The organism is Maribacter sp. 1_MG-2023, assembly GCF_030547005.1.
Lineage (GTDB): Bacteria > Bacteroidota > Bacteroidia > Flavobacteriales > Flavobacteriaceae > Maribacter.
In genome coordinates, this window is the sequence record NZ_JAUOPN010000005.1 from 227,004 (window position 1) to 251,238 (window position 24,235).

General features: G+C 35.9%; 22 protein-coding genes and 1 tRNA gene. 15 read left to right on the forward strand and 8 right to left on the reverse strand.

Translation table 11 applies throughout. The features are described 5' to 3' along the window. Window positions 1-21: 21 nt before the first annotated feature. The 4 genes from recJ to Q4500_RS08245 all read left to right on the forward strand — a co-directional run bounded on the left by recJ (window position 22) and on the right by Q4500_RS08245 (window position 3,882). Window positions 22-1,710, forward strand: a complete 1,689-nt coding sequence (gene recJ / locus Q4500_RS08230) for a single-stranded-DNA-specific exonuclease RecJ (RefSeq protein ID WP_303599203.1) — start codon at window positions 22-24, stop codon at window positions 1,708-1,710. Continuing rightward, the gene (locus tag Q4500_RS08235) at window positions 1,707-2,090 is read left to right on the forward strand and encodes a VOC family protein (protein ID WP_303599205.1); all 384 of its coding nucleotides are present in this window, start codon (window positions 1,707-1,709) and stop codon (window positions 2,088-2,090) included. The genes recJ and Q4500_RS08235 overlap by 4 nt, the downstream gene beginning before the upstream one ends. Before the next feature lie 62 nt (window positions 2,091-2,152). Next, window positions 2,153-2,515, forward strand: coding sequence for a hypothetical protein (locus Q4500_RS08240; protein WP_303599206.1), 363 nt, complete (start codon window positions 2,153-2,155; stop codon window positions 2,513-2,515). Window positions 2,516-2,619: 104 nt separating this feature from the next. After that, window positions 2,620-3,882 (forward strand): MFS transporter, encoded by a 1,263-nt coding sequence (locus Q4500_RS08245; protein WP_303599207.1) that lies wholly within the window; start codon window positions 2,620-2,622, stop codon window positions 3,880-3,882. Window positions 3,883-4,140: 258 nt separating this feature from the next. On the opposite strand, the gene Q4500_RS08250 is transcribed toward Q4500_RS08245, so the two are convergent. The 7 genes from Q4500_RS08250 to Q4500_RS08280 form a co-directional block, all read right to left on the reverse strand. Then, window positions 4,141-4,905 (reverse strand): UDP-2,3-diacylglucosamine diphosphatase, encoded by a 765-nt coding sequence (locus Q4500_RS08250; protein WP_303599208.1) that lies wholly within the window; start codon window positions 4,903-4,905, stop codon window positions 4,141-4,143. 83 nt (window positions 4,906-4,988) lie between these two features. Continuing rightward, on the reverse strand, window positions 4,989-5,975 hold the full coding sequence (locus Q4500_RS08255; RefSeq protein ID WP_303599209.1) for a hypothetical protein: 987 nt from the start codon (window positions 5,973-5,975) through the stop codon (window positions 4,989-4,991). Between the two features lie 83 nt (window positions 5,976-6,058). After that, complete coding sequence (locus Q4500_RS08260; protein WP_303599210.1) at window positions 6,059-6,508, reverse strand: 6-carboxytetrahydropterin synthase; 450 nt, start codon at window positions 6,506-6,508, stop codon at window positions 6,059-6,061. Window positions 6,509-6,564: 56 nt separating this feature from the next. After that, complete coding sequence (locus Q4500_RS08265) at window positions 6,565-6,990, reverse strand: hypothetical protein (protein ID WP_303599211.1); 426 nt, start codon at window positions 6,988-6,990, stop codon at window positions 6,565-6,567. A 214-nt stretch (window positions 6,991-7,204) separates the two neighbouring features. Further along, window positions 7,205-7,972 carry an enoyl-CoA hydratase/isomerase family protein gene (locus Q4500_RS08270; RefSeq protein ID WP_303599212.1) on the reverse strand — a complete coding sequence of 256 codons (768 nt, stop codon included), beginning with the start codon at window positions 7,970-7,972 and terminating at the stop codon, window positions 7,205-7,207. A gap of 69 nt (window positions 7,973-8,041) precedes the next feature. Continuing rightward, on the reverse strand, window positions 8,042-9,376 hold the full coding sequence (locus Q4500_RS08275) for an MATE family efflux transporter (RefSeq protein WP_073241187.1): 1,335 nt from the start codon (window positions 9,374-9,376) through the stop codon (window positions 8,042-8,044). Window positions 9,377-9,388: 12 nt separating this feature from the next. Continuing rightward, window positions 9,389-9,889, reverse strand: a complete 501-nt coding sequence (locus Q4500_RS08280) for a GNAT family N-acetyltransferase (RefSeq protein WP_303599213.1) — start codon at window positions 9,887-9,889, stop codon at window positions 9,389-9,391. A 53-nt stretch (window positions 9,890-9,942) separates the two neighbouring features. Here Q4500_RS08280 and Q4500_RS08285 point away from each other — a divergent pair, with 53 nt between their 5' ends. Together Q4500_RS08285 and Q4500_RS08290 are read left to right on the forward strand one after the other, a co-directional pair. Next, on the forward strand, window positions 9,943-10,740 hold the full coding sequence (locus Q4500_RS08285; RefSeq protein ID WP_303599214.1) for a universal stress protein: 798 nt from the start codon (window positions 9,943-9,945) through the stop codon (window positions 10,738-10,740). A 219-nt stretch (window positions 10,741-10,959) separates the two neighbouring features. Further along, window positions 10,960-11,033: transfer RNA gene (locus tag Q4500_RS08290), tRNA-Ala, on the forward strand. Between the two features lie 58 nt (window positions 11,034-11,091). Here the strand turns inward: Q4500_RS08290 and Q4500_RS08295 are convergent. Continuing rightward, window positions 11,092-12,321 (reverse strand): hypothetical protein, encoded by a 1,230-nt coding sequence (locus Q4500_RS08295; RefSeq protein ID WP_303599215.1) that lies wholly within the window; start codon window positions 12,319-12,321, stop codon window positions 11,092-11,094. A 128-nt stretch (window positions 12,322-12,449) separates the two neighbouring features. Here Q4500_RS08295 and Q4500_RS08300 point away from each other — a divergent pair, with 128 nt between their 5' ends. The 9 genes from Q4500_RS08300 to Q4500_RS08340 all read left to right on the forward strand — a co-directional run bounded on the left by Q4500_RS08300 (window position 12,450) and on the right by Q4500_RS08340 (window position 23,946). Further along, window positions 12,450-14,807, forward strand: coding sequence for a TonB-dependent receptor (locus tag Q4500_RS08300; protein ID WP_303599216.1), 2,358 nt, complete (start codon window positions 12,450-12,452; stop codon window positions 14,805-14,807). An 84-nt stretch (window positions 14,808-14,891) separates the two neighbouring features. Then, window positions 14,892-15,950, forward strand: a complete 1,059-nt coding sequence (locus Q4500_RS08305) for a hypothetical protein (protein ID WP_303599217.1) — start codon at window positions 14,892-14,894, stop codon at window positions 15,948-15,950. 2 nt (window positions 15,951-15,952) lie between these two features. Next, window positions 15,953-17,221, forward strand: a complete 1,269-nt coding sequence (locus Q4500_RS08310) for a cytosine permease (protein WP_303599218.1) — start codon at window positions 15,953-15,955, stop codon at window positions 17,219-17,221. After that, the gene (locus Q4500_RS08315; RefSeq protein WP_303599219.1) at window positions 17,222-18,664 is read left to right on the forward strand and encodes an aminoacyl-histidine dipeptidase; all 1,443 of its coding nucleotides are present in this window, start codon (window positions 17,222-17,224) and stop codon (window positions 18,662-18,664) included. 22 nt (window positions 18,665-18,686) lie between these two features. Then, window positions 18,687-19,943: a cytosine permease gene (locus Q4500_RS08320; RefSeq protein WP_303599220.1), complete on the forward strand. Its 1,257-nt coding sequence runs from the start codon at window positions 18,687-18,689 to the stop codon at window positions 19,941-19,943. A 249-nt stretch (window positions 19,944-20,192) separates the two neighbouring features. Continuing rightward, window positions 20,193-20,921 (forward strand): hypothetical protein, encoded by a 729-nt coding sequence (locus Q4500_RS08325; RefSeq protein ID WP_303599221.1) that lies wholly within the window; start codon window positions 20,193-20,195, stop codon window positions 20,919-20,921. A 330-nt stretch (window positions 20,922-21,251) separates the two neighbouring features. Next, window positions 21,252-22,457, forward strand: a complete 1,206-nt coding sequence (locus Q4500_RS08330; RefSeq protein WP_303599222.1) for a serine hydrolase — start codon at window positions 21,252-21,254, stop codon at window positions 22,455-22,457. A gap of 14 nt (window positions 22,458-22,471) precedes the next feature. After that, complete coding sequence (locus Q4500_RS08335; protein ID WP_303599223.1) at window positions 22,472-23,008, forward strand: sigma-70 family RNA polymerase sigma factor; 537 nt, start codon at window positions 22,472-22,474, stop codon at window positions 23,006-23,008. A 53-nt stretch (window positions 23,009-23,061) separates the two neighbouring features. After that, window positions 23,062-23,946, forward strand: coding sequence for a PhzF family phenazine biosynthesis protein (locus Q4500_RS08340; protein ID WP_303599224.1), 885 nt, complete (start codon window positions 23,062-23,064; stop codon window positions 23,944-23,946). Window positions 23,947-24,235: the final 289 nt, after the last annotated feature.

The following is a 24,235-nucleotide window of genomic DNA, read 5'->3' on the forward strand; positions in this document are numbered from 1 at the left end:
TTGAACTTTAATTTGAATAGAATGCGCTGGACAATTATACCAAAACCGAAACAAGAAGACATCGATGCTTTAGCCGATGCGCTAAGTGTCGATGCTTTGGTAGCACAGCTATTGTTGCAAAGAGGTATTTCTAGCTATGAAGAGGCGAAGAATTTCTTTCGTCCACAGTTAGAAGATTTGCATGATCCTTTTCTTATGAAGGACATGGATATTGCCGTAAACAGGATTGAGGAAGCCATTGCCAACGGAGAGAATATTTTGGTGTATGGTGATTATGATGTAGATGGTACTACGGCGGTTGCTTTAATGTCATCGTACCTGTTGAGTTATTACCCGAATGTGGCGACCTACATTCCCGATCGGTATGATGAGGGATACGGAGTGTCGTATAAAGGAATTGATTTTGCAGAGGATAATGGGTTTACATTGATCGTTGCGTTGGACTGTGGAGTGAAGGCAATTGACAAAGTAGCGTATGCCAAAGAAAAGGGAATCGATTTTATCATATGTGACCACCATAGGCCTGGCACAAAATTACCAAGTGCAATAGCAGTTTTAGACCCAAAAAGAGAAGATTGTTCATATCCGTATGATGAGTTATGTGGTTGTGGAGTTGGTTTTAAATTGATTCAGGCATTAGGTTCCCGTAGAGGAGAAACTATTGACGATGTTATCTATTACCTTGATTTAGTGGCAACTGCAATTGGAGCGGATATTGTACCGATAACTGGAGAAAATCGAATACTGGCTTTTTATGGCTTGCAAGTTATCAATCAGCAGCCTAGAATCGGTTTTAAAGCTATTATTGATCAAATCAATAAAAAAGAACTTACCATTACCGACGTAGTTTTCATTATTGCACCTAGAATTAATGCAGCCGGTAGAATGAAACATGGTCAATATGCAGTAAACTTATTGACAGAAACCAATATGAATCAAGCCATACAATTTGCTTCTGAAATCGAAAAATTCAATACCGATAGAAGAGGGCTAGATCAAGAAATTACGATTGAGGCACTAGGGCAAATTCAAGAAAATCAAGAGGAAGAAGGTTTTACTTCTGTAGTTTATAAAGATACTTGGCATAAAGGAGTTATCGGTATTGTAGCATCAAGATTAACGGAAACCTACTATAGACCAACGCTGGTTTTTACAAAAAGTGGTGATAAGTTGGCAGCATCGGCAAGATCAGTTAGAGGTTTTGATGTGTACAATGCTTTAGAAGGTTGTGCAGATTACATAGAACAGTTTGGTGGTCATAAATATGCAGCGGGTTTAACGATGTTAGAAGAACAGTATAACAACTTCAAACATCAGTTTGAGAAAGTGGTGAAAGAGAGTATCGACCCGCAAATGTTAATACCAGAAATTACAATAGATACGGTTATTGAGTTGAAAGATATCAATGCAAAATTAATGCGAATTCTAAAGCAGTTTGCTCCTTTCGGTCCCGGTAATATGTCTCCGATATTTATGGCAGAAGACTTAAAAGATACGGGTTATGCAAAAGGTGTTGGTAAAGAAGAAGCACATTTAAAAGTTTCGGTGGTACAGCAAGACAGTCATAAAATTGATGGTATTGGCTTTAATAAGGGCGATAAACTATCATTAGTAACGGGTAGAAAACCTTTTAGCGCCGTTTTCTCTATTGATGAAAATGAATGGCAAGGTAATGTGAATTTGCAATTGAAATTAAAGGATATTAAATGAGAATAGAGCATATCGCTATTTGGGTTATTGATTTAGAAGCAATGCGTACATTTTATGAAACGTATTTCAATGCCATAGCAGGAGAAAAATATCATAACCCTACGAAAGAATTCACATCTTACTTTTTAAGTTTTACTGATGGTGCAAGGTTAGAACTTATGCATAAACCAAGTATTCCTGCATCTACAGATAATGAAGTAAATACCGGATTCATACATTTTGCCATGTCCGTAGGCTCAAAAAAGCAAGTAAATGTTTTAACTGAAAAGTTGAGAGAAGACGGATTTACAATTGCCGGCGAACCTAGGACTACCGGCGATGGTTACTATGAAAGTGTTGTACTAGACCCGGAAGGTAATCAGATAGAAATCACCATTTAACAATACTATTTATAATAGTTCTAAATAAGATGCATATATTTATACTAAATATGTAGATTCTTATGAACGATATATATCCTATTTACCAGAATGATTTTGGAATAGCCTTCCAATGGAAAAAAAATAAAGCTAGCCAAGCCAATAAAGTTCAAGTGATTTTCAGGGATATAGGTTTATTACTTACCCAAAGTGAATTGCGCCATTTTTCTAAATGCATTGCAGATACTGTTGAAAATGGTAAAGATCATCTTTGTGGAGATTGTAAAACAAAAGAGACTTGCAGGTCTCTATTGTTGAGCACTCCTGCACATCAAGTAACCTTTGCGGTAAGTTATCAAGAAGCTGTAGAGGTAAGAGATTTAATAAATGGCACATTATTTAAACTAGAGTTAGATACTTTTTTTGGCGAATTAGGCATTGATTAGTGTGCAATGAAACTTGTACTGTTGCTGTCGATTAATTAGTTCGCTATTATTTATATGCCCTGTTATTTATTAAATATCTTTAGACCCTATTTAGCGATTGCCTTATGAGCGTTAATGATCCATATGCAGCCTTAAGATATAAGGAATTCAATATTTTTCTTCTAGTTCGTTTTGCCATGGTTTTTGCCTGGTCAATGCAATTTATAGTCATAGAATGGCAAGTATATTCTATGACCAAAGACCCATTGTCATTAGGTATTATTGGTTTGATGGAAGTAATACCTGCAGTAGGTATGGCACTTTTTGCGGGTCATATCGTGGATCAAAAAGAGAAAAGAAATCTTTTAATAAAATGCATATTCGGGTTCTCTGTCATTAGTTTTGGGCTTTTTATGTTGAGTATGCCTTCAGTTCTAGAGACGTATGAAACTAAAGTAATTTTATATGGTATCTATGCCTTGGTTTTCTGTGGCGGATTAGTTCGTGCCTTTCTAGGTCCTACTATATTTTCATTAATAGCTTTAATTGTACCAAAAAAAATATACCCCAATGCTGCTACATGGAGCAGTACTACTTGGCAAATGGCATCTGTACTTGGTCCGGCATTAGCAGGATTTTCTATTAGTTTAATTGGGGTGCACTGGTCCATGTGTGTCATTTTTGGCTTTTCGTTACTGGCATTAACGGCACTTTTCAATATTTCTAAAAAACCAATTCTTAATCCGAAGATAGGGGAGCCCGTTTTTCAAAGTTTAAAAGAGGGACTAACATTTGTATTTAAGACCAGAGCGGTATTAGGCGCATTGACCTTAGATATGATTGCTGTTTTATTTGGTGGAGCCGTAGCTTTATTACCCATATTTGCGCAAGATATATTACATGTAGGTTCAGAAGGTTTTGGTGTGCTAAGAGCAGCACCTGCTGTTGGCGCTGCCATAACGATGTTGGGGTCTACGAGATTTCCGTTACATAAGAATGCGGGTAAAAAACTATTACTCGCTGTATTTGGATTCGGAATTTGTATGATTGTATTCGGGCTATCTACCTATTTCTGGTTATCGGTTATAGCATTATTTTTAAGTGGTGCGGTTGATGGCGTATCAATGATTATAAGACAAACCATATTACAATTAAAGACTCCCGATAATATGCGTGGGCGTGTAGCTTCTGTAAATTCTATGTTTGTAGGTTCGTCTAATGAATTGGGTGCTTTTGAGAGTGGGGTAACAGCAAAATTAATGGGTACAGTAACCGCAGTTGTTTTTGGCGGGACCATGACTTTATTGACCGTAGGTCTTACGGCAATTGTTTCCCCAAAATTTAGAAAATTAGACCTGCAGAAAGATGTGGAAGAACACGAGAGTTAATTTACTAAGATTTATATCATAAAAAAACCCCTAAAATAGGGGCTGTTCTTTAAAGTAGGTACACTTAAAATTTGGGTTTTAAGCTGGGGAAACTTTTAGGTAATGTGAAGATTTGGGTCAACACTCAAACCTAATAACACTGTAAAAATATAATCAAGAACTAGTTTTATAAAACTATTGTTGTGAACTGTTCAATTCTTATTATAAGAAAAAGATTACAATTAAATATATGTATTTCGTCGATGTTTTTGATGAAATTTAGCTGAATTCTTTCAACGAAAGTTGCTGGCCGTCAAACTCGGCATAGGTGTAGTAACCGATCCAATCACCTAGATTGGTATATTTTGAATTTTCTTTTAATTCTATTTCTAAAGGAAGATGTCTATGACCAAAAATGAAATGGTCATAATGTTGAGTTTCTAACTTTCGTTTGGCATATAACACCAACCATTCTTTGTCTTCACCTAAAAACTTGGCATCATCATCTCCACTAATCAACTTATTGCTAACAGATAAATGTTTTGCCAAACGAACACCAATATCGGGGTGTAGCCATCTAAAGAACCATTTAGCTACCGGGTTGGTAAATACCTTCTTCATTCTTTTGAAACCCTTATCATCTGGTCCTAATCCGTCACCATGACCTATAAAGAAAGAAGCTCCGTTAATGGAATATTGCTGAGGTTTATGGTAAACAGGTATATTTAGTTCTTCTTCAAAGTAACCGTTCATCCAAAGATCATGATTACCAACAAAGTAGTGTATTGAGATTCCGGCATCAGACAGTTCTGCAAGTTTTCCTAGGGTTCTAGTAAATCCTTTTGGGATAACGGTTGTGTATTCAAACCAAAAATCGAACAAATCACCCATTAAGAAAATGACTCCTGCATCCGACTTGATTGTATCTAACCAACGAATAAATTTCAGTTCTCTCTCCCTACTTGCTTCCATAGTAGGTGCGCCTAAGTGGTTATCACTAGCAAAATATACTTTTTTTCCTGCGGGAAGTTCAATGTTCGTCATCAGAATGTAAATATAATAACTGTTTTGCGTACCGAGTGAATACACAGGTCAAAATAAGAGAATGCTAGTTTTTAGATGTATAATTATACAACAGCATCTTTTTCGTTCAGCACCATTTTTATGGGTAAGTGATCACTAAACCCTTTTTCATTGAATGTTGAAGAATTAGGTCTACCAAATTTTACAGGTTTCTGGTACGAGCCAGAAGTAAGTTCAGGGTAGGCAATGATTTCTACGATACTTAGTTTAAAAGGTAATTCTGACTTCTCTGATAAAATACTTTTAGAAATCATAAACTGATCCAACATATTATACTCATTACCGAATACGAAGGTGCCTATTTGAGCATCTAAAAACCGATGCATTACATTATAAAAGTACTTTAGGCGCACTCTATTACTCTTTACCAAGGCTTTGTTATTGATAGCTTTTAAATACTCTGTAATACTCTTGTTATAAGGGTTGTCATTAAAATCGCCCATTAATATGATATTGGCGTCATCACCTTGCTCTTCGTAAATTCTCTCGATCCAGTACGATAAATTTTCTGCTACCATAATTCTAAATGGTTCGCTTTCGAGTTCACCACCAGATCTAGATGGCCAATGGTTAAGTACGCATACCAGCTTATTGCCATTAGCAGTATTGATATGAACTTGAAACAAATCTCTGGTGGTATTTCGTTTTATAATACGTAGACTAAACGTTTGCTGTTCTGGTCCGTATTTGGTTTTATCATAAATAAGGGCAGTGTCAATACCTCTTTTATCATCACCTTCAGAAATTACAAAGCCGTAGTTCTTATTTAAGGCAGTGCTCATGGCATCAATAAGTAACTCGATAACATATTCATTTTCTACCTCACAAACCCCTAATAAATCAGGACCTTCACCATTATTGAATTTTGATATGACTGCAGTTAGATTGGCAATTTTCTGATCGAGAATAGTAGTATTCCATCCGTCAAGTTCTTTACCCAAATGATTGTTTAAAAATTCACTTCGTCTAGGCGAATTTTCTACATCGAAAAGGTTTTCAAGATTCCACCAGTAAATATGATGCTTGGTCATGTTGTTATATATTAAGGAGTTGCCTTAAAAATAAAACAATTTTAAAGCTTCTAAAGAAAGTAAAAGGTTAAGTTTTGTTGAACTTAATTGTCACTGGCATACCACTCTGCAAACGAAGTATCGGTCTCTTGCAGTTTTAGAGAGAATAAAGAAATGTTTTCAGGAAGGCGAGATTTAATTTTTGCGGCAAAATCGATTACCATGTTCTCACTAGTAGGTTGGTAATTTGCTAAGATAACGTTATGCCCTCTGTCCGTCAATTCTTTGGCAAGTTCTACGTGTGGCGTATTTTTATTGAATACGGTAGCGTGATCAAAAATATCAACTATATCTTCTTTCACTATTTTTTTAAGATCTCCGAAATCAATTACCATACCTAATTTAACGTGGCTGGTATCGGTAATAGGCCTACCAATAACGGTTACAGATAATTTATAGCTATGGCCATGTACATTTCTACATTTACCGTCATAACCGTAAAGTGCGTGTCCGGTTTCAAAATTGAATTGTTTAGTAATACGAATATTGCTCATGACCTATAATTATAAGGCAAAGGTAGGGAATCTTTAAAAGCATTTATAGGAAGAAATCATTCTAAAACAATCTCGGTATTTCCCGTGATTAAGCTAACGTGGCAACAGTCTGCGCCAACTTCATAGGTTTCGTTTATGACCTCTTCATTGTCAATAACACCTTTAAAAGTCAGTGTAGCGGTCGAATTTTGGTATTGAACTCGATTGGCGTCACTAAGAATAGGGTAGAAACCTTGTTCTTTTAGGTATTTATATTCTTCGCCTTTAAATTCTTCAGCTATGTTTTTACCTGTTTCAGTATCTATGACCTCATAACTATCTAGTGCAATAGCTTCACCCGATGCGTCTTTTACGCTAACGGTTATGGTTACAAAATTAAGTGTACAAGCGGTTTCAGAACAGTCTTGCTGATCAGCATTGTCTTTGTCGTTACAAGCAACAAGAAAAATAGAAAGAAATGCGACTATGATTTTTGTGAACATAAAAAGGATTTTATTAAAAGATGTTCAAATATAGATTAGTTGCGTAGAGACTTGAACTACCTCTTGTATTTCTTTTTTGCGCGCATTTTGTTTACGAAATAAATGATCAAAACAGACAGGGCAAGAACTGGAAATACTAGGTTACCGTTTAAAAATTGAAAGAAATCCATACTAATTATTTAGAAACAGAACGAAGTGCTGTTTCAGTTATTGTTTATTTTTTAAATTTTGACAGTGCATTTCTCGTAAAATCAGAAAGGGCTAATTTTCCGGTGATAGCTGCGCGGTCTGTCAATAAGGTATCCCAATGGTCGGTACCTTCCCATAAAACTTTCTTCCATTCGGTTAAAGCTTCTGCATTATAGCTTGCCAATTTATGAATGAAGAAGTCAAGTTCCTTATCCATTTCTTGTGCAGAGTCATATACTTTATTGAACAAGCCCTTCTCTTGAGCCCAATAAGCATTTTTCCATTCTGTAGGGGCTAAAGACATTTCACCCATAGCGGCAGTACCTATTTTACGCGCTACGGCAGGTGCGATTACTAAAGGCGCAATACCAATACTAAGCTCGGAAAGTTTGATTGATGCATTTACATTAGAATATACATAATCGCAAGCAGCGGCAAGACCTACGCCACCACCAACAGTTTTACCATGAACACGACCTACAATTACCTTTTTACATTTGCGCATGGCATTGATGACATGGGCAAAACCGCTAAAGAATGCTTTACCTTCTTCAAGGTTAGAAACTTCAAGTAACTCATCAAAAGAAGCACCAGCACAAAAAGCTTTTTCTCCTTCAGATTTTAATAGAATAACAGATATGACTTTATCTTCAGAAAGTTCATTAATAGTATCTGTTAAGCGTTCTAGAAGTTCAGAAACGAATGAATTACTAGCAGGATGCCCAAACTCTACATGAGCAACCTTACCATCTATTCGTGTATATAAACTTCCATTTTTTCTTGAAGTGACCATAGCATTTTATTTTACTCGATAATCGAGATTACCTACTTAGAGATTTGTATTGAAGTAGCTGTTACAAAATTACGGATTTTGCAATAAAGGTTTGAATTTGTTTCTGAATTTCCATACCAGTGCGCCACCTCTAATAAACATCCAAACGGTGAAGGCAAGCCATATTCCTGTTAATCCCCAGTGAAGATATTTACCTAAGAACAGCATTGGCACAAACCCTAAAAAGGTAGCTACGAGCAAGGTGTTTCGTAAATATTTCATCTCACCTAAACCTTTAAAAACCCCGTCTAAAACGAAGGCGGTGCTATTAAAAGGAAGCCCCAGAATAATAATATAGAAAATACCGTAAAAAGCAGAGAGCACCAAAGGTTCATTAGAGAATAAGCTGCCTAAAGGTTTGTAGAAAATAGTAGCCAATGCCATAATTACTAGGCTAACTATGAGTCCGTATTTCGTAATCTTTTTAGCCAATAACCAGAGTCCGTCATAATTACGTTCTCCCAATAATCGACCGCCCATAATATTACCGGCAGCACCGTAGCCATCAATAAAAAATGCAGAAAATAGCCAGAGGTTAATAGCAATGGTATGTGCACCAATATATTTATCGCCAAGCGCTGTAGCTTCTCTAACGGCAAGAATAAGCGCAGTGTTCAAGGCAATGGCACGAACAAATAAATTTAAGCTCATAACTACCAATCGACCAAGCTCTTGGTGAACAGGTAATTTTAGTTTTAGGCTAATATCGGTTTTCGTTAAAAGTAAATAAAATGCCATGATTGCCATAATCGCTTGCGCCAATAAACTGGCATAGGCGGCACCTTCTAAATACATGGCAGGGATGAATCCTTCAATACCATATACAAAAGCAAAATCTAGAATAACGTTCAAGACCGCTCCGGTGATAGCAATGACCATGGGCCAATAGGTATTCTGTAATCCGCGGAAAATACCCATCACAGCGAAAACGAATAAGGTTAATGGAAAACCCCATACTCGAATGGAGTAGTAGCTAATGCAGTATTGTAATATTTTTCCTTTAGCATTTAAAAGTTCAAAGATTTCTTGAACAACAAAAATGGTAGATAGCAAAACCAGAATACTCAAAGCAATGTTGAGGTAAATAGCCTGAGCGGGCAGCGTTTTAACAGCCTCTAATTTACCGGCACCTAAATACTGTGAAATAATAGAAGAAATAGCACTACGCGTTTGCCCAAGAATCCAGATGAGCATTGAAAGAAAAGAACCTACAATACCTGCTGCGGCAAGAGACTCTAGTCCGTCCACCGGAATATTACCCACAATAGCCGTATCTGTTATAGACAATAGCGGTTCTGCAATACCCGCAATAGTTGCAGGGATAGCCAAGGCATTTATAGATTTAAAATTAACGGAAGTCTTCAAAAAATATGGTTTCTATAGTACAAGTTCGTAGCAATGAAAAGGATGTTCGCTTTGCTTTGGGAAAAAGATATTTCCTAATTTGGTATAACCACGTTGCTCGTAAAATTTCTGATTTCTTTTGTTCTGGCTAAAGGTATCTAACCTAACGGATACGGCATTGTTTTCTCTGGCAAAGTTTTCGCCGAAGTCCATTAACCGTTGGGCAAAACCTTTACCTTGATAGCTAGGGTGTACTGCTAGGCGATGAATATAGTAGTTATTTGCATTTTCCGTTAACCATTTAACAGATTTATAATCTTCGTCTATAAAAAGGGAAACAACAATACAACCTACTATTTCGTTATCAAGGTGTAGTACAAAAAGTTCATTGCGTTCTATATCATTTTCAAATGCCTGTTTAGAAGGATATTCGGTAGTCCATTGGTAAATACCATTGGCTTCCATTGCAATTCTACAAGCGTCTGTCATGATAAGAATTTCGGGTATTTCCGATATCTTTGCCGATGCTATCATAAAATGAATTTAATTAAATTGTAAATTTAGAGTTATAATCAACACTTTTTATCATGATGAATATTCTTGTTCCGATCGGGACCTCCTCAAATGCGAATCAAACATTACAATATGCAGTAGATTTTGCAAAAGACTTTGGTGCAGAAATATATGTAATGGAAGTTTTTAATGTCAGCGGAAAAACAGGAACGCTTGCCAATATAACACAAAAGGTAGCCGATAATTCAAAGGAAAGATTAAAAGAAATTATAGGAACAGTAGATACAAAAGACGTCTCTATAAAAATTGCAAGCTTTAATGGTGAGCTAAAAGACGGACTAAAAGAAATTGATAAGGGTATTGGTATTGACCTAATTATACTGGCACCTAGAAGTAATGACATTAAAGAAGAGAATTATTTAGGACAGACTTCAGGAGCCATTATTAAAAGAACGAACATACCAACATTGATTGTACCAAAAGGAACAGCGTATAAGTCGTTTAAAAATATATTAGTTGCCTTTAAATCTGGTATTCTAAAAAGAAAGAGAATTCTTGATCCGTTAATTGAGATGAAGAATAAGCATAACGCCAATGTAAATTTACTGATGGTGAAAACACCAGGATATTCAGATGACGATTTAAAGATTAATACGGCATTGATGGACATTTCTTCTCAGTTGACCTTTACAGAAAACTCAACAACATATCATGGCGTTTTAGAGCATTTTCAAGCAAAACAACCCGATTTATTGTGTGTTTTTAGAAGAAAACGTGGTTTTTTCAAGAAATTATGGGAAAAGAGCACTATTTCAAAATCGGAGTTTTATGCCCCTGTACCGGTATTGGTATTAAGTGTAAAGAAAGATTAAGTAGTACTTTGTTGGCATACTAAAATGTATTTTCTTTGATGCTCTTGAAAACTGGGAATTTGCATAGTATTCTAGTGCGTCCCGAAAGTATTCGGGAAGGTCGCTTCTGTTTTTTTTGAGTGAATAAGGTAATGAAGGGGGATTAGCTCAGTTGGCTAGAGCGTCCCGAAAGCATTCTGGAAGGTCGTTTCTGTTTTTTTGAGTGAATAAGGTAATGAAGGGGGATTAGCTCAGTTGGCTAGAGCGCTTGCCTGGCAGGCAAGAGGTCACCGGTTCGAATCCGGTATTCTCCACTTAAAAAGGCTTCCATTTTGGGAGCCTTTTTTATGCTTATTATGAAAAGCTTTGTAATTACTTATTGTCAAAACTAAGCCTAACTTCTCCGCTTACTAATCTATTTTCATTATCAACACCACTATAGACTCCGTCTTGAAATAAGTTTCCTTCTTTTAAATAATAGGTTTTAAAATACATATCTAAACGGTCAAAGGCAACTACACCTGTAAGATCAAAACTAAAGTATACGACCGAACCTTTATTTAATAGTTCTAAATTGTCTCTTTCAAAATATACATTCTCATCTAGCGGTATCATCTTATAATTTTCAGATAATATCTTAAACTTAAATATTTCAGTTCTGCCACTGGGTAGATTTAAAGTCAGTTCATAGGTACCCGTAATACTTTTGTAAATGGCGGCATACGGACTATTTTTAGATATTTCTAGAAAGTGTTTCGGTACTACTGATTTATTAACAATTCTTTGGTTTCTAATTTCCATAGCAATATATGGTGGTATATCAGAAGAATCGAATTGAGTTTCCATATCTTCTTCAGACTCGAATTTTTCGAGAATAAATCTGCCTGCGACAGAATTATTATAAATATCAAATGTGCTATAACAACCAATAAGGTATTTAAGGTGCGCAGGGTTATTTTGACCTATATATATTATCTCACTAGCACCTTCAACCAATTTACCGTTCAACATGGTTTTGTTTCTGATAAAAATGGCGTCTTCCCTAATAATGATATTACCAAAGTCATTAAATTCTTTGTAATTACCATCTTTGTCTGGGTATCTATAGGTGTTTTTTATTTTTTTCCAATTATTAGAAATTATGGTTTTACCTTTTTGTATAACGCCGTCTTCACCAAAATAATAATTTAAGTAATAATAGGTTTTAAGGTCATTTTCTCCGTAAAGTAAAGAGAGTTGCGATTTTTCTGCCTCACCATTTATTCTATTTTTCTCTAGAAATTGTTCAACATTTTCAAAACCTAGGTAGAGCAGAACAATAGATTTATAGTATTGGTTAAGTTTAATAACAGATTTACCCTTATGAAATTCGCGTACTTTATCATACAGGTACTTGCCGTTTATAAAATCGCTGCCAATTTGTTCTAAGTCACTTTTTAAATTTGGTTTTAACGAATTGTAGTTTCCATAACCAAAATACTGCATTGATTTAGGCAGCCTCTTAAGTGAATGCTTTTTTTTAAAAGTTTTTTCTAGGGCTTTTAGTAGCAATTCAAAATATTCAGAGGTGAGAGATAATGATTGAACTTCCTGTTTATTCATGAATTCCTATTTTGAGTCATAAAATTATTAAAAAATATTTTAATAATTAGAAAGAAGTAAAAATAAGTATTGTGAATTAAATTTATAAACTATTCATAACTAACGGAGTACTCATTAAAACCAAACTCATGAAAAAACTAATTTTAACTCTTTTATTGATTCCTATGTTAACATGGGGTCAGAATAAAACCGTAAGGGGTGTTGTAACTGATGGTAGCGATCCACTTCCTGGGGTGAACATTATTGAAAAAGGAACCACAAATGGGGTTACTACAGATTTCAATGGTAATTACGAAATTGTAGTCGCATCTACTGCTATTTTAGAATTTTCATACATCGGTTTCAAAATGCAAGAAATCACAGTTGGCAATGAATCTACCATTAATATTGCCATGGAAGAAAATACACAGCAACTTGAGGGGGTAGAAGTTACCGGATTTGCTGGGGTTGTTGGTCGAGCAAGAAAAAGAACCGAATCGGTACAATCTATTCCTGAGTCTATTACCGCATTAAATGCAGAAGGTATTGAGAATAATGGTATAAATAATGTTACGAATTTTGCGAAGCTGGTACCGAATATGAAGCTAAACAGTTCGCAATCAGCGGGTGTTAACTTTTTAACCGTTCGTGGTATTCCTCAAATTCGTAATGCCGATGCTCCAGTAGCGTTTGTAATCGACGGAGTTACGATACCTGATCCGAGTTTATTAAATCAAGAACTTTTCGATTTAGCTTTAATTGAAGTCGTAAAAGGTCCGCAAGGAGCACTTTATGGAAAGAATGCAATTGGCGGAGCCATTAACATTTATTCTAAAGAACCAGTAAATACTCAAAAGAACACACTTACTTTAGGCTACGGTAATGCAAATGCTTTATTAACACAATTTGTTTCTTCTGGTGCACTTAAAAAAGACAAGCTTTTCTATAGGTTGTCAACACAATTTAGAAATTTTGATGGCTTGTTGACCAATGAGTTCGACAATGAAAAAGTAGATTTCGAAAGAAATTTTAATATAAGAGGTCAGTTAATTGCACGGTTTTCTCCGAAATTTAAAGCAAGTGCTACACTTCAATTTATAGATGTTGCAGCAGGTGCCGCACGTTATTCGGTGAACCCTACTGGTAATATATTTGTAGATGGTTTTCCGGGGGGGGTATTAAACCCTAATCCTGAAAAAGGAAATAATGTCATAAATCATGATGAGCCAGGAAAATCTGATGTTAGCAATGCTTTCGGAAACCTGAGTATGGAGTATACACCAGGCAAGGTTAAAATTCAAAGTATAACTTCATATAATTATGTAGATAGGTCTTTGAGTGGTGATTTAGATTTTACACCATTTGATGATTTTACCCAAGGCGAAACTGCCGAGACTAAAACCTTCAATCAAGAATTACGATTAAATAATGTAGGCTCTAACGGAAAAGTAAATTGGAGTGCTGGTGGTTTTTATCAAGACATAGAAAAGCCTTTCTTTCAAGATGGGTTGAGTCGTGATTTTGATTTGAATGAATTGTTTTATGGTGTAGCTGCCGATGTGGTAAATACGACTACTACATTCGCGTTTTTTGGTTTTGTTGATTATAAATTGACAGACAAATTAACGGCAGCGGTAGGTTTCCGTTATGACAATGATACCTTTAAACAACAAGATAACTTGTTCGAAGAAACTTCAGAACGTTCAAATAATATTGTACAGCCAAAAGCATCACTTTCATATCAAGCGACAGAAAATGCTTTAATTTATGCCAATTACGGTCGTGGTTATAGAACAGGTGGTTTCAACCCTGCAGCTACCGATCGTTTCAACAGAAGTTTTGAAGATGAACTTACAGACAATTTTGAATTAGGTTTTAAAACATCTATGTGGGACAACCGATTTATTTTGAACGGTTCTGCATTTTACACAGATTTCACGAACCAACAGCAATATATTTTTGACCTGAATACCTTCTATGCAGGTAATTACAATTACGATAAAAGTAAAATTATCGGTTTTGAATTTGATGCAAAACTTCGACTATCTAAGTTTTTAGATGTACTGGCTAATTATGGTTTTGTAGATTCTGAGATTACCGATGGTGGTACAACTGGTGGTGCAGATGGTACTGCTACAGATTTGAGTGCTTTCAACGGAAAGAAAACTCCTTTCGTACCGGTAAACAATTTCAATATCGGTCTTGAATCTAATATTGCATTGACCGAAACTGTAGATTTTAATGCCAATGTAAACTTGAACAGTACAGGTAAGACTTATTGGGACGAATTGAATCAAGATGGCTTTACTACAGACGCATATCAGTTATTAGATGCCCGTGCCTCAGTATCTTTTGATAATATAAAAGTGACTATTTGGGGTAATAACATTCTTGATAAACAATACTATACCGAGTATATCCCCGGTTCGTTGTTCGGCGGTTTTGATGACTTCGGATGGAGAGGTCGCCCAGCTACCTACGGTGCGTCTTTTGCCGTTAGTTTTTAATTTAGTTTTTGAAATAGTTTAGTGAAGAAGGAGGAATTTATCTCTTGATGGTTTCTCCTTTTTAAATCAACAAAATTGCATACAATGAAAAACAATACAAATTATCATATGGAGCGTGCCTTGGTAGCAAAGGTTATCATGCAAGACATGTTTAAAGTACAACCAGGTGAATCTGTAGCTATTACTGCAGACTCTGGTAACGATATAGACTTAATGAATGCTTTTGCGGCGGCAGTATATGCCATAGGCGGTAAACCGTTGTTAATATGGACCCCAAAAGCAGAGCAAGATGGGCAGGCAGGTATGAAAGATTGGCCTGCAGAAGCGTTGACCGCGGCATTGAGTAATGTCGATGTTTGGTTAGAATGTAATTCTACCATCCTTTTATATTCTGATATTTGGGAGAATGCTTTTAAAAATAACAAAAGGTTACGTTATTTGATTATTGCCGACTCTAGTGTGCAATCCCTTTTAAGAACTTTTACAGGATACAATGTACCAGATTTGGGCAAGATGCTTAATAAAGTACGCGACATGGTTTTGAAGTGTAAAACAATTCGCATTACTAGCGATAATGGTACAGATGTATCTTATGACATTGACCTGAATTATACGTTTGATATTGACGATGGTGACTTCTCGATGCCTAAATTTGGTACTGCTCCTGGGTATGTAAACATGGTTCCTAAAATAGAAAGCATGAATGGCACCATTGTTTTTGATCTTTTAATGAATGCAAATGTTTACGGTACCGATAACCGAATAGAATTTGTAATGAAAGATAGTAAGATTGCTGATGTAAAGGGAACGCCCGCAGAGGCAGAGAAATTTAAGGAGTACCTTGCATCATTCAACGATCCTAATATGTACAAAATATCGCACAATATGTTTGGTCTAAATCCTAGTATTCGTAAACTGCGAGGAGAGGTTGTAGAAGACGAACGTGTGTGGGGTGGCGTAGATTTTGGCTTCGGTCATACAAGTCCTATGGATATGCCTCCGTTAGGTCAAGTAGCTAAATCTCATTTTGATGGTATTGTGGGTAAAGTAAGTATTTACCTAGATGATGTACAAATTGTTGAAGATGGCGTATATACGCATCCAGATTTAAAACCTTTAGCAGAGAAACTAATAGGCGCATAACTATGTCAACTGAAGCAGAACAGGGAAACGACGATTACTCCAGAACGAAAGTACCCGAAGAAAAGACCGTTCATGGTCTTCGTATCGCTGGTATTATCGTTGGTATTGGTATTACGCTTCCCGTACTGTTTTTAGGTGCAGAAGTAACCCAATCTGTAGGTATGAGTACCGCTATTTGGATTTTTGTAGGTGTCTGTCTTGTGCTTAGTGTGCTATGTGGTATTACCGCTGTAATTGGTAACCGTACACGCTTATCTACCTATATGCTGTTGCATTTTCCTTTTGGTAAAATGGGTGCAAAACTCATAAATGTCATTGTAGGTGTAACACTATTAGGCTGGTATGCAGTAACTATTGAAATCTTCGGAACCTCATTAAACGATGCCTTTACACAGTTATTAGGATGGAATTTTCCCGCCTGGATAAGTATTTTAATCGGCAGTGCTTTAATGACATTGACGGCACTTTACGGTATTAAGGCAATGGAAAAGTTATCTAATATCTCGGTACCGTTACTACTCATATTTATGGTGTTTGTACTGTTTACCTCTTTAGGAGGAAGCGAGTGGGATGTTATAATTGCATTTGAAGGTTCTGGCGGAATCGGAATTCGAGAGGCCATTTCTGCCGTGGTAGGTATGGCGATATTGACTCCTGTTTTAATGCCAGATTATTCTCGATTCGCAAGAACAGATAAAGATAGTTTATTGGCAGTTTTGGGTTTGGCCATTGGGTTCCCAATTGTATTATTGGCAGGTGGTATACCAAGTTTGACTACTGGTGAGATCGATATTATGAAAATTATGATAGGCTTAAGCTTAACGCTACCAGCCTTACTTATTTTAATATTCTCGACTTGGACAACCAATTCTGCAAATCTATATTCTACAGTACTTACCTTTTCCACAATTTTTACAAAACAGGGTAATTGGCGTATAGGGCTTGTAGCAAGTGCTATCGGTACTATTTTAGCAATTGCAGGAGTTACCGGCTATTTTATCGATTTTCTTAATATTTCGAGTATTTTCATTCCGCCAGTATCGGCTATTTTTATTGCAGATTTCTTTTTTGTGAAGAAGCAAAATTATGATTTAAAAGATTTTGACAGCCTTCCTAATTTTGACTTAGCAGCAGGTATTAGTTGGATCGTAGCCTGTATTGTAGCCTATTTAGGTGCATACGATTATATGACATTAACTACCATTTCATTTTTCGATTCCTTTTTAGTGGCTTTCATCTTATATCTTATCCTTAAAAAAATAATAAAGTAAATGGTTCTTAACGATTTAAATCCTAATGCCATTTGGCAACACTTCGAGTCAATTAACTCAATTCCGAGGGCATCTACCAAAGAAGAAGAGATCATTCAATTCATGATTGCCTTTGGGAACTCATTGGGTTTGGAAACCATAGTGGATGATATAGGCAACGTCATAATTAAAAAGCCAGCATCCGCAGGAAAAGAAAATCATAAAACTGTTGTATTACAAGGTCACTTAGATATGGTACACCAAAAGGAAGCTGGATCTAAATTTGATTTTGCTACCCAAGGTATTGAAATGTACATAGATGGAGATTGGGTAAAGGCCAAAGAAACCACATTAGGTGCAGATAATGGTATAGGTTCTGCTGCAATAATGGCCGTATTATCTTCAAACGATTTGGTTCATCCGCCGATAGAAGCACTTTTTACCATAGATGAAGAAATGGGAATGACAGGTGCCATGGCATTGACCAACAAACAATTAAAGGGTAAAATACTACTGAATCTTGATTCTGAAGAAGATAATGAAATAACCATAGGTTGCGCTGGCGGTGCCGATGTAGAAATTAAGGGAACTTACGCTACAGAAACTTTAAACGCTGCTGCCTATGAAATGCAAACCATTACTGTAGGTAATTTAACAGGTGGTCATTCTGGTGTAGATATTCACCTTAATCGCGCCAACGCTATTAAAGTAATGGCAGAATGCCTACAAGAACTTACTGCTAAGTTCCAATGTAGAATACAGTCTATACATGGTGGTACGTTAACCAACGTAATACCTAGAGATTGTAGCGCTGTAATTGCGATACCAACCACAGAATTAGATGAGTTTATAAGTGAACTGAAAGTCTTAGAAAGTAAGAGGAGACAGCAGTATGCTGCAACAGATTCGGCATTGACGATTACGACTACAAAAACGGCAACTACGCTATCTGTAATGAGCAAAGATGCACATGACTATTTGCTTTACGGTTTACTATCGATACCGAACGGGGTATATAGAGTTACCCCTAAAATGCCAGATTTGGTACAGACCTCTAACAGTATTTCTATTATTAAATTAGAAGGAGGTAGGTATACAATTGCCTGTCATGCGAGAAGCTCGGTAGATAAAGAGCGTTTAGAAATTATAGAAACCATTACAGGTATTTTCAATGAAAGTGACGTACTTGAAATAGGACCTTACCCTGGTTGGGAACCTCGCCCTGATAGTGAGCTTTTACATGCTGCAGTAGCTATTTACGAAAAATTAAATGGAGCAAAACCCGCAGTTAAGTCTATACATGCAGGCTTAGAAACCGGTATATTATCTGGCACATATCCTGATATGGAAATGATATCTTTTGGTCCTAATATTCTAGGAGCCCATTCACCAGAAGAACGTTTGCAAATTAGTTCAACACAAAAATTCTGGAATTTTCTAACCGAAATATTAAAGAACTTATAATTTGTTTTAATACATAAATACAATGGCAGATAACCAATATACCAACACAAAAGTACAGTCGAAAGACTTTACATCTGGGTGGTTAATTGCTGTTATTATTGCAGGTACAGGGCTAACATTACCTATTTTATATTTAGGTTCTGAGGTAGCTTTGAGTGTGGGGTTTAAGAATGCTCTTTGGGCATTCGGACTTTCAACTTTGGTGCTGACCATTATGTGTTTAATTACCACCAAAATTGGTAATCGTTCGCGACTGTCTACATACATGATTCTCCATTTTAGTTTTGGAAAACAAGGGGCAAAAATCATAAATTTTATTTTTGGTATTACCCTTTTGGGTTGGTTTTCGGTAGCGCTAGAACTTTTATCTGTTGCCGTAGTAGATACTGCCCTCAATACCCTATCACTACAATTACCAAAATGGCCAATTGTAATTGTTATGGGTGCCTTAATAACGGTGACCACTTTCTTTGGTATTAAAAGTCTAGAAAAACTAGCGAATATAGCCGTGCCATTTTTGACGCTTTTTTTATGCTACGTGATTTACGTTTCATTTGAAAACGGAATGTCTTTTCAAGAGCTCTTAGATTGGGTGCCAGAAAATCCGAAGATGACGCTGTTCGAAGCTATTTCTATATTGATAGGCTCTTCTATACTTTTTCCTGTAATGATGGCAGACTTTTCTAGATTTATCTATAATGACAAGCAAAGTATGATTGCTGTTTTAGGTATTACCATTGGGTTTCCGTTGGCTTTGACATTTAGTGCCATACCATCTATACAAACAGGTGAAGTTGATATTATTAAGGTGATGCAGCAATTCGGCTTAATTTTACCTGCATTCGCTCTTTTACTGGTATCTACTTGGGTCGGTAATGCTAGTAATCTGTACTCAACGGTATTGACATTTTCTACGATAAAGACAGAGTGGTCATTTAAAAAAATAGTAATTATTGCAAGTGTTTTGGGTATTGGCTTAGCATTGCTAGAATTCTCGCAATACCTTTTCGATTTTCTAAATTTGTTAGGTGTTCTTGCCCCATCGATTTCAGCAATTTATATCATCAATTTTTTCTGGGTAAAAAACCAACGGTACGAGCTGAACGAAATTACAGATTGGGAACCTGCAGCTCTAATTAGTTGGGTTTTAAGTTCTGGTATCACTTTTTTGACCTATTTAGAGATCTTTCAATTGACCCATGCCTATTTTATAGATTCATTTTTGTTGGGAGGGTTAATTTATCTATTCTTAAAAAGGAAAGAGATTAAAAGACTATAACCACCTAGTTCCCTATCAAAGGCGAGCGAGTTGCTAACTTTTTGGAACTAAGAGAAAACTTCCAATGCCGCTTTTCTATAAAAAGAACATCCTTTTACTTAGTACTTAAGAAATAATACTATTTTCCGCCTAACTCACTATTGAAGTTGTCGTTCTAATTTCTTCAGATATACAATATCATGATCATTAAAATGTTTATGTAACAAGATTATTGATGATACATACAACCCCCAAAAGAAAATCATTAAAATGAAGAAAATTATTTTCACTTATCTATCTATTATTTGTTTATTCAGTTGCTCACAAAATGATTCTGAAGAACAATTAAACTTTATAAATATTCAATTAGATTTAGATCAAGTAGATGAATACTCAGATGCCTATAACTATACAGATTTCAGGGTAGCGGTATACGGTTCTAAAGAAGATTATTTCAATGAAGTAAACGCTGTGTTTTCGGGAAGTATAGACGCTAGTGGTAAAATTTCAATTTCAGAAAATTTAGAGGAAAAGAGTTACTATGTAGATATTTTTACAGAAGATAAAGTGTTAAGTAATTGGCAAGTAACAGATTTAGATGTTGACACTTCTAATATTATAAAGTTTTATACTGCAAACACCAATGAGTTTTATTCTGCGGTGTACATGAAAGACAATAGAAGGTTAGTTGGCAATTGGTCTTTTCTGTCTTATGCGCAAATTAACAATGATAATGATGAAAGAACAGATAAAGTGTTTTTATCCATCAACAAAGAGTTTACTGCCACTTCATATGAAACGTATGGAGGTATAGCATATCAATTACATTTTAAATTACAAGAAAATGGTTATTTAGAATTGGTTACTATAGAACCTAGTCCAGATAATTATCCAGTTTACCAAACTAATTCAGAAGGTCTAGTAGTTCAGATAGATCAAGATGGATTATTATATTTTTCTAATTACTCTGGTGATAATGTAGTTTATGTAGGAAATTAAAAAAATCGTTTCTAAAAAATAATAAGTTTTAGAAAAGGCTTCCAGTTATGGGAGCCTTTTTTTATTTGTTGCTATTTCAGAGATTAATTCAAGTAGTTAATTCCACTATAAAGTAATGGGCTGAGCGTCCCGAAAGCATTCGGGAAGGTCACCGGTTCGAATCCGGTATTCTCTACATAAAGCTTCCATTTTGGGAGCTTTTTTGTTTCTAAACTATTGGTCGTGTTATATGAAATGAAAGATATCGTTTGATACCCTAAATTAAGTATCTGATTTATAATGGTTAAATTAGGACTTGTTATTCATCAATCAATCAAATCGTTTACAATCATGATAGTAAAAAAAATCAGTCAATTTATTCTGTTTGCAATGCTCGTAGGTACAACCTACGCACAGACCTATGATTCCATCGCTGAACAACTTACCAGTGAATTAAAAAAGATTTCTACAGATGGCTCATTAGTTGGTTTCTCAGTAGCCATCGTCAATGAAGAAGGTACGCTTTATGAAAACGGATTCGGATTTGCCGACCAAAAAGCCGACCAAAAATATACAGCGAATACATTACAGAATATAGGTTCCATATCTAAGACGTTCATTGGGGTGGCTTTGTTAAAAGCACAAGAACTGGGTAAGCTCAATTTAGATGATAACATTAATGACTACCTACCCTTTAAGGTAGTGCATCCTAAATTTAAGAGTACACCTATTTCCATTCGGCAATTGGCAAGTCATACCTCAGGTATTAAAGATCCTGCAGAATATGAGAGCAAAGGGTATATACTTAAAGAAGCTGAAAATGGTACTGCCAAGGTAAATGGTAATTTCTTGCCTCCAACTGAAATGATGTCGTTGGGCGAATATCTTAAAGCCATTTTGAGCGAAGATGGTAAGTGGTATAAAAAGAAAACATTTTCGAAGTATTCCCCCGGCGGCATGTTTAACTATTCTAATATTGGGGCAGGGTTGGCGGCACTGGTTCTGGAACAAGCAACGGGAGAATCCTTTCCAGAATTTACCCAGAAGTATATTTTTGACCCTTTAGAAATGACAAGTTCAGGTTGGTCTTTTGATGCCATAGATTTCTCTATGCATTCAAAACTGTATGCGGATGCAGATACTGAACTGGCATTTTACAAATTGGTGAATTACCCAGATGGCGGACTCATTTCCTCTTCTCATGATATGGCAAAATACCTATCTGAGATTATTAAAGGCTATGTAGGGAACGGAACTATGTTATCCGCAGAAAGCTATAAGGCCTTATTTACACCTCAGTTAACGGACGAAAACCATAAAGACCGGAGTGATAGTGAATATAATGACGAATACAATATGGGCGTGTTTATGGGTATATCTTCAAAAGGGCAAATTGGGCATACAGGCGGAGACCCAAGTGTAGTTACCCATATGTTTTTCAATGAAAAGACCAAAACAGGAAAGTTGTTATTGGTAAATACAGAGCTAGACAAGAAAAGCGTACAAGAATTCATTGCTATTTGGCGGGCTTTAATTGCTCATGAAAACGAGTTATAACAAAAAGAGGTATTATGAAAAATGAAATACATACCATTTGGCTAGACCTCAATGAAGAATTGTATCATTTTATTTTAGGGAAGATCAAAGACGAGCAGGTAGCAAAAGATATTCATCAAGAGGTGTTCTTGAAAATACAGACCAAGATCCATCAGCTGCAACATACTTCTAAGTTAACCTCTTGGGTGTATCAGATTACAAGAAATACCATAATCGACCATTTTCGCAAGCCAAATTCTAACACCGTTGCCATTACTGATTTTGATTTGCCAGAAGAGCAGTCGGGCGATTTTGACTATTCAAAACTGACCAATTGCATTAACCAAAAAATAGAACAGTTATCTGCCCAGCATAAAGAGGCCATTGTGTTGACCACTTTTCAAGAGTACTCGCAAAAAGAGCTTTCCAAGCATTTGAATATTTCGTATTCGGGCACAAAATCTAGAGTTCAAAAAGCTAGGGACATATTAAAAATACAGTTGCTCAATTGCCCAAATGTGGCGTCTGACCAAACAGGAAAATTGCTCGATTTTGAAAATAATGAAGAATAGCTACGTCTTTTTCTAATGTACCACGTCTATCTGTTATAAACCTTAAATAAGTTATGATGGATGATCAAAAAAAAGTAACCGTACAAATACTAAATGCCTTTACCGAGAATGATAAAGGCGGAAACCCTGCAGGTGTAGTTTTAGATGCCGATGCCTTATCGCATGAAAATAAATTAGCGATCGCAAAGAAAGTAGGACTTTCAGAAACCGCATTTGTATCCAGTTCTAATACGGCAGATTTTAAATTAGATTTCTATACGCCAACAAAGCAAATAGCACATTGTGGGCATGCCACCATTGCTACTTTTTCATATTTGAAACAAATGGGGTTGTTAAAAGGTAAAAAATCTTCAAAAGAGACGATAGACGGAAATAGAAAAATAGAAATACAGGGAGAATTGGCATTAATGGAGCAATTGGCGCCCAGTTTTGTAGACCCGTCTAAAGATGAAAACGAAATTCTAAAATCATTAGGATTAACCAAAGAAGATTTGCTGCCAAATGCACCAATTCAAGTAGTCAATACTGGTAATTCTTTTCTATTGATTCCCGTGAAAGATGTAAAAACGTTAGAAGCTATTACACCACATTTTGATGCCATAGAAAATATTAGTGAGGCATATGATTTAATAGGATACTATGTATTCACTACAGATGCTACAGCACATGAAATAGATGCGACAACAAGAATGTTCGCGCCACGCTATGGTATTTTAGAAGAAGCAGGTACAGGCATGGCTGCAGGTCCGCTAGCAAGTTATTTGTTTGATGTCTTGCAGCTAAAGAAAACCACTTTTAAAATTCAGCAAGGCAAATACATGAGTCCGCCATCATCAAGTGAGATTGAAGTTCAATTGCATGTAGAAGATGAGCATATAACCGGACTAATGGCGGGCGGCAAAGGAATGGTAGCCAGTGAATTGGAAGTTAAGTTATAAGCAGTAAAAGCAACCATTTACTTAATACTTTGTACCTCGTACTTCATACCTCGTACCTTTTTCTCACCTCTTTTACGGTTACCCGTAATGCTACATTGAAGAAAAATATTACCTTTCTAGTCGGTTCTAAAACACTACTTCCCCTGCCGTTTTAGAATGTTACTATATTATTTAATATTTAGGTGTAAAGTAACTTGTTGCTTTATATCGTTGTTGTAAGTAATTTGGCATCGCTAATGTTCTTTTTGCTTAGGATTACCTGAGATATATTGTGGATATAAAAATCGGA

Bases quoted from the DNA above. Each gene is read 5' to 3' on its own strand.
- recJ (WP_303599203.1), top strand. From the start codon at position 22: ATGCGCTGGACAATTATACCAAAACCGAAACAAGAAGACATCGATGCT.
- Q4500_RS08235 (WP_303599205.1), top strand. From the start codon at position 1,707: ATGAGAATAGAGCATATCGCTATTTGGGTTATTGATTTAGAAGCAATG.
- Q4500_RS08240 (WP_303599206.1), top strand. From the start codon at position 2,153: ATGAACGATATATATCCTATTTACCAGAATGATTTTGGAATAGCCTTC.
- Q4500_RS08245 (WP_303599207.1), top strand. From the start codon at position 2,620: ATGAGCGTTAATGATCCATATGCAGCCTTAAGATATAAGGAATTCAAT.
- Q4500_RS08250 (WP_303599208.1), bottom strand. From the start codon at position 4,905: ATGACGAACATTGAACTTCCCGCAGGAAAAAAAGTATATTTTGCTAGT.
- Q4500_RS08255 (WP_303599209.1), bottom strand. From the start codon at position 5,975: ATGACCAAGCATCATATTTACTGGTGGAATCTTGAAAACCTTTTCGAT.
- Q4500_RS08260 (WP_303599210.1), bottom strand. From the start codon at position 6,508: ATGAGCAATATTCGTATTACTAAACAATTCAATTTTGAAACCGGACAC.
- Q4500_RS08265 (WP_303599211.1), bottom strand. From the start codon at position 6,990: ATGTTCACAAAAATCATAGTCGCATTTCTTTCTATTTTTCTTGTTGCT.
- Q4500_RS08270 (WP_303599212.1), bottom strand. From the start codon at position 7,972: ATGGTCACTTCAAGAAAAAATGGAAGTTTATATACACGAATAGATGGT.
- Q4500_RS08280 (WP_303599213.1), bottom strand. From the start codon at position 9,889: ATGATAGCATCGGCAAAGATATCGGAAATACCCGAAATTCTTATCATG.
- Q4500_RS08285 (WP_303599214.1), top strand. From the start codon at position 9,943: ATGATGAATATTCTTGTTCCGATCGGGACCTCCTCAAATGCGAATCAA.
- Q4500_RS08295 (WP_303599215.1), bottom strand. From the start codon at position 12,321: ATGAATAAACAGGAAGTTCAATCATTATCTCTCACCTCTGAATATTTT.
- Q4500_RS08300 (WP_303599216.1), top strand. From the start codon at position 12,450: ATGAAAAAACTAATTTTAACTCTTTTATTGATTCCTATGTTAACATGG.
- Q4500_RS08305 (WP_303599217.1), top strand. From the start codon at position 14,892: ATGAAAAACAATACAAATTATCATATGGAGCGTGCCTTGGTAGCAAAG.
- Q4500_RS08310 (WP_303599218.1), top strand. From the start codon at position 15,953: ATGTCAACTGAAGCAGAACAGGGAAACGACGATTACTCCAGAACGAAA.
- Q4500_RS08315 (WP_303599219.1), top strand. From the start codon at position 17,222: ATGGTTCTTAACGATTTAAATCCTAATGCCATTTGGCAACACTTCGAG.
- Q4500_RS08320 (WP_303599220.1), top strand. From the start codon at position 18,687: ATGGCAGATAACCAATATACCAACACAAAAGTACAGTCGAAAGACTTT.
- Q4500_RS08325 (WP_303599221.1), top strand. From the start codon at position 20,193: ATGAAGAAAATTATTTTCACTTATCTATCTATTATTTGTTTATTCAGT.
- Q4500_RS08330 (WP_303599222.1), top strand. From the start codon at position 21,252: ATGATAGTAAAAAAAATCAGTCAATTTATTCTGTTTGCAATGCTCGTA.
- Q4500_RS08335 (WP_303599223.1), top strand. From the start codon at position 22,472: ATGAAAAATGAAATACATACCATTTGGCTAGACCTCAATGAAGAATTG.
- Q4500_RS08340 (WP_303599224.1), top strand. From the start codon at position 23,062: ATGATGGATGATCAAAAAAAAGTAACCGTACAAATACTAAATGCCTTT.